Here is a 4,715-nt window from a genome sequence, read left to right as displayed (position 1 = left end):
ACCAGGTAGGCGAGCCGGACCAGCCGGGGGTAGTGCTCGACGAGCGCGGCCTCGGGCCGGTGGGCGGCGGCCGGGGCGGCGGGCGCCGGTCTCGGCGGGTACGACGGCGCGCGCACCGCCCTCGCGGTGGCCGCCGCCGTCGCCGTCGCCGACCTGCTGCTGCGCAGGTGCGTCCGCAGGTTCGGCGGGGTCACCGGCGATGTGTTCGGCGCGGTCGCGGAGACGGCCGCGGTCACGGCACTCGTGGTGCTGGCCCTCGGTCGTTGAGAGGTTCCGGCCCGGGGCCGTACGTCCCCCGGCGGCCGGGGCCCGCCGGCGGCTGGTCGTGCCCGCGGCGCGGGCGCCCACCGCGCCCGGGCTCGCGCCCCTTCGGGGCGGGTCGGCAACGGGCGTAGTCTCGTCACGGGTGTTCGCCGGCAGGGTGAAGGCCCCGGTTGCCACCGGTCCCAGGCGTGGACCTAGGGTCGGCTTTCGGGCCCGGTCGACCCACCCCCCATCGGCCACAGCAAACTTCACATCGGAAGCGAGATTTCACCACCGTGACTGCTCTGACTCTCAGCACCGCCGCGGCGCCCGGCCTGCGGGCCGACGCGATCGTGATCGGTGTCGCCAAGGGCGCCCAGGGGCCCGTCGCCGCGCCGGGCGCCGAGGCCGTGGACAAGGCGTACGACGGCAGGCTGGCCGGCGTCCTGGAGACCCTCGGCGCCTCGGGTGCCGAGGGCGAGCTGACGAAGCTGCCCGCGCCGGCCGGCTTCAAGGCCCCGCTCGTGGTGGCGGTGGGCCTCGGCGCGCAGCCCGCCGGCAAGGACGGCGAGGACGGCGAGGACGGCGACGCCTACGACGCCGAGGCGCTGCGCAGGGCCGCCGGCGTGGCCGCCCGCGCGCTCGCCGGGTCGAAGAAGGCCGCGTTCGCGCTGCCGATCGACGGCCCCGGCGCGATCGGCGCCATCGGCGAGGGCATCCTGCTCGGCGCCTACTCGTTCGACACCTACAAGGGCAACGCCCAGGACGCCGGGAACGGCAAGGCCAAGAACGGCAAGGCGCCGCTCGCCGAGGCCGCGCTGCTCGGCGGCAGGCCGCGCGACGCCGCCCACAAGGGGGCACTCGCCCGCGCGGTCGCCGTCTGCGAGGAGCTGAACCGCGCCCGCGACCTCATCAACACCCCGCCGAACGACCTCACCCCCGCCGCGTTCGCCGGCATCGCGCAGGCCGCGGCCAAGGAGCACGGCATCAAGGTGCAGGTGCTCGACGAGAAGGCCCTGGTCAAGGGCGGCTACGGCGGCATCCTGGGCGTCGGCGGCGGCTCCGCGGCGACCCCGCGCCTGGTGAAGCTGTCGTACACGCACCCGAAGGCGGAGAAGCACCTGGCCTTCGTCGGCAAGGGCATCACCTACGACTCGGGCGGCATCTCGCTGAAGCCGGCCGGGCACAACGAGACGATGAAGTGCGACATGAGCGGTGCCGCCGCCGTGTTCGCCGCGGTCGTCGCCGCCGCGCGCCTCGGTCTGGAGGTCAATGTCACCGGCTGGCTGGCGCTGGCCGAGAACATGCCGTCCGGCTCCGCCGTGCGCCCGGGTGACGTGCTGCGCATGTACAGCGGCAAGACGGTCGAGGTGCTCAACACGGACGCCGAGGGCCGGCTGGTGCTCGCCGACGCGCTGTGGGCGGCCTCGCAGGAGAACCCGGACGCGATCGTGGACGTGGCCACGCTGACCGGCGCGATGATGCTCGCGCTGGGCAGCCGGACCTTCGGCGTGATGGCCAACGACGACGCGTTCCGCTCCGCGGTGCACGAGGCGGCGGAGGAGGTCGGCGAGCCGGCCTGGCCGATGCCGCTGCCGGAGCACCTGCGCAAGGGCATGGACTCGTCCGTGGCCGACATCGCGAACATGGGCGAGCGGATGGGCGGCGGCCTCGTCGCCGGCCTGTTCCTGCGCGAGTTCGTGGGCGAGGGGATCACGTGGGCGCACCTCGACATCGCGGGGCCGGCGTTCAACGAGGGCGGGCCCTTCGGCTACACCCCGAAGGGCGGCACGGGGTCGGCGGTGCGGACGCTGGTCCGCCTCGCGGAGCTGACCGCCGCGGGTGACCTGGGCTAGCGGTCGCCTCCCGGCCCGGTCCGGTCCGCGGTACGGCGAGGGCGGGGCGTGGGGGCCGTCGACGCGGTTCCCCGCGCCCCCGCCCGGCGCACCCTGGTTTTCCGGTGAACGTGGGACGTCTCACACACCGGCCCCGCGTCTCGATCGCCTCCGACAAGTGCAAAGATGGAGCCCGGCAGGACAGGGCCCCCACCGAAGGGCCGAAGCATCAAGCGGCCGGACACCAGCCGACCGGCCGGTCACCTCCCCAAGGGACAAGGGGTGTCCGGCGCACGGCGCACATGCATGGAGGACGTGACGTGGCGAACGACGCCAGCACCGTTTTCGACCTAGTGATCCTCGGCGGTGGTAGCGGTGGTTACGCCGCGGCCCTGCGCGGGGCGCAGCTGGGCCTGGACGTCGCCCTGATCGAGAAGGACAAGGTCGGCGGCACCTGCCTGCACCGGGGCTGCATCCCCACCAAGGCCCTGCTGCACGCCGGCGAGATCGCCGACCAGGCCCGCGAGAGCGAGCAGTTCGGCGTCAAGGCGACCTTCGAGGGCATCGACGTCCCGGCCGTCCACAAGTACAAGGACGATGTGATCTCGGGCCTGTACAAGGGTCTTCAGGGTCTCATCGCGTCCCGCAAGGTGACCTACATCGAGGGTGAGGGCCGGCTGTCCTCCCCCACCTCCGTGGATGTGAACGGCCGGCGCATCCAGGGCCGCCACGTCCTGCTGGCGACCGGCTCCGTGCCGAAGTCGCTGCCGGGCCTGGAGATCGACGGCAACCGCATCATCTCCTCCGACCACGCCCTCGTCCTGGACCGCGTGCCGAAGTCCGCGATCATCCTGGGCGGCGGTGTCATCGGCGTCGAGTTCGCCTCGGCGTGGAAGTCCTTCGGTTCCGACGTCACGATCATCGAGGGCCTGAAGCACCTCGTCCCGGTCGAGGACGAGAACAGCTCGAAGCTTCTTGAGCGCGCGTTCCGCAAGCGCGGCATCAAGTTCAACCTGGGCACCTTCTTCCAGAAGGCCGAGTACACCCAGGACGGTGTGAAGGTCACCCTGGCCGACGGCAAGGAGTTCGAGGCCGAGGTCCTGCTGGTGGCCGTCGGCCGCGGCCCGGTCTCGCAGGGCCTGGGCTACGAGGAGGCCGGGGTCGCCATGGACCGCGGCTACGTCCTCGTCGACGAGTACATGCGCACCAACGTCCCGACCATCTCCGCCGTCGGTGACCTCGTCCCGACGCTCCAGCTCGCGCACGTCGGCTTCGCCGAGGGCATCCTGGTGGCGGAGCGCCTGGCCGGTCTGAAGGTCGTTCCGATCGACTACGACGGTGTCCCGCGGGTGACGTACTGCCACCCGGAGGTCGCCTCCGTCGGTATCACCGAGGCCAAGGCCAAGGAGATCTACGGCGCGGACAAGGTCGTCGCTCTGAAGTACAACCTGGCGGGCAACGGCAAGAGCAAGATCCTGAAGACCGCGGGCGAGATCAAGCTCGTCCAGGTCAAGGACGGTGCCGTCGTCGGCGTCCACATGGTCGGCGACCGCATGGGCGAGCAGGTCGGCGAGGCCCAGCTGATCTACAACTGGGAGGCGCTGCCGGCCGAGGTCGCCCAGCTCATCCACGCCCACCCGACGCAGAACGAGGCGCTCGGCGAGGCGCACCTGGCCCTGGCCGGCAAGCCGCTGCACTCCCACGACTGAGCCTTCGGTCAACGGGCGCGACGACACAGACTTCCGCAATTCGTTAGGAGCAACCGAAACCATGGCGGTTTCCGTAACCCTTCCGGCGCTCGGTGAGAGCGTCACCGAGGGCACTGTCACCCGCTGGCTGAAGGCCGAGGGCGAACGCGTCGAGGCCGACGAGCCGCTGCTCGAGGTCTCGACCGACAAGGTCGACACCGAGATCCCGGCCCCCGCCTCGGGCGTGCTGGCCTCCATCAAGGTCGCCGAGGACGAGACGGTCGAGGTCGGCGCCGAGCTGGCCCTGATCGACGACGGCACGGGCGCGCCCGCCGCCGCCCCGGCCCCCGCCGCCGCCGAGGCCCCCGCCCCGGCCGCGGAGCCCGCCCCGGCCCCGGCCCCGGCCCCGGCCGCGGAGGCTCCGGCCGCCCCGGCTCCCGCCCCCGCCGCCGAGGCCGCTCCGGCCGCTCCGGCCGGTGGCGCCGAGGGCACGGACGTGGTCCTGCCCGCGCTCGGCGAGTCCGTCACCGAGGGCACCGTCACCCGCTGGCTGAAGTCGGTCGGCGACAGCGTCGAGGCCGACGAGCCGCTGCTCGAGGTCTCCACGGACAAGGTCGACACCGAGATCCCGGCGCCCGCCTCGGGCGTGCTGCTGGAGATCGTGGTCGGCGAGGACGAGACCGCCGAGGTCGGCGCCAAGCTCGCCGTCATCGGTGCCCCGGGTGCCGCCCCGGCCCCCGCCGCCGCTCCGGCCGCCCCGGCCCCGGCTCCGGCCCCGGCCGCCGCTCCGGCCCCGGCTCCGGCGCCCGCTCCGGCTCCGGCTCCGGCGCCCGCTCCGGCTCCGGCTCCGGCACCCGCTGCCCCGGCCCCGGCGCCCGCCGCCGCTGCCCCGGCCCCGGCACCCGCGCCGGCGCCCGCCCCGGCTCCGGTCACCCCGGCCACCGCGCCG

3 protein-coding genes and 1 pseudogene are annotated in these 4,715 nt (G+C 73.9%); all 4 read left to right on the top strand.

Annotated elements, in window-relative coordinates; translation table 11 throughout:
* Positions 1-69 precede the first annotated feature (69 nt).
* Positions 70-267, top strand: a pseudogene (locus tag ABZV94_RS40290) (adenosylcobinamide-GDP ribazoletransferase); the annotation flags it as partial.
* A 272-nt stretch (positions 268-539) separates the two neighbouring features.
* Positions 540-2,099, top strand: coding sequence for a leucyl aminopeptidase (locus ABZV94_RS40285; RefSeq protein WP_356349858.1), 1,560 nt, complete (start codon positions 540-542; stop codon positions 2,097-2,099).
* A gap of 299 nt (positions 2,100-2,398) precedes the next feature.
* Positions 2,399-3,787, top strand: coding sequence for a dihydrolipoyl dehydrogenase (lpdA, locus tag ABZV94_RS40280; RefSeq protein ID WP_356349856.1), 1,389 nt, complete (start codon positions 2,399-2,401; stop codon positions 3,785-3,787).
* Between the two features lie 61 nt (positions 3,788-3,848).
* The coding region (locus ABZV94_RS40275; protein ID WP_356349854.1) for a biotin/lipoyl-containing protein at positions 3,849-4,715 on the top strand (867 nt) is incomplete at its 3' end.

Source organism: Streptomyces sp. NPDC004658, from assembly GCF_040609555.1.
Lineage (GTDB): Bacteria > Actinomycetota > Actinomycetes > Streptomycetales > Streptomycetaceae > Streptomyces.
The sequence above is the reverse complement of the archived record's forward strand: the minus strand, read 5'-3'. Positions and strand labels throughout refer to the sequence as shown.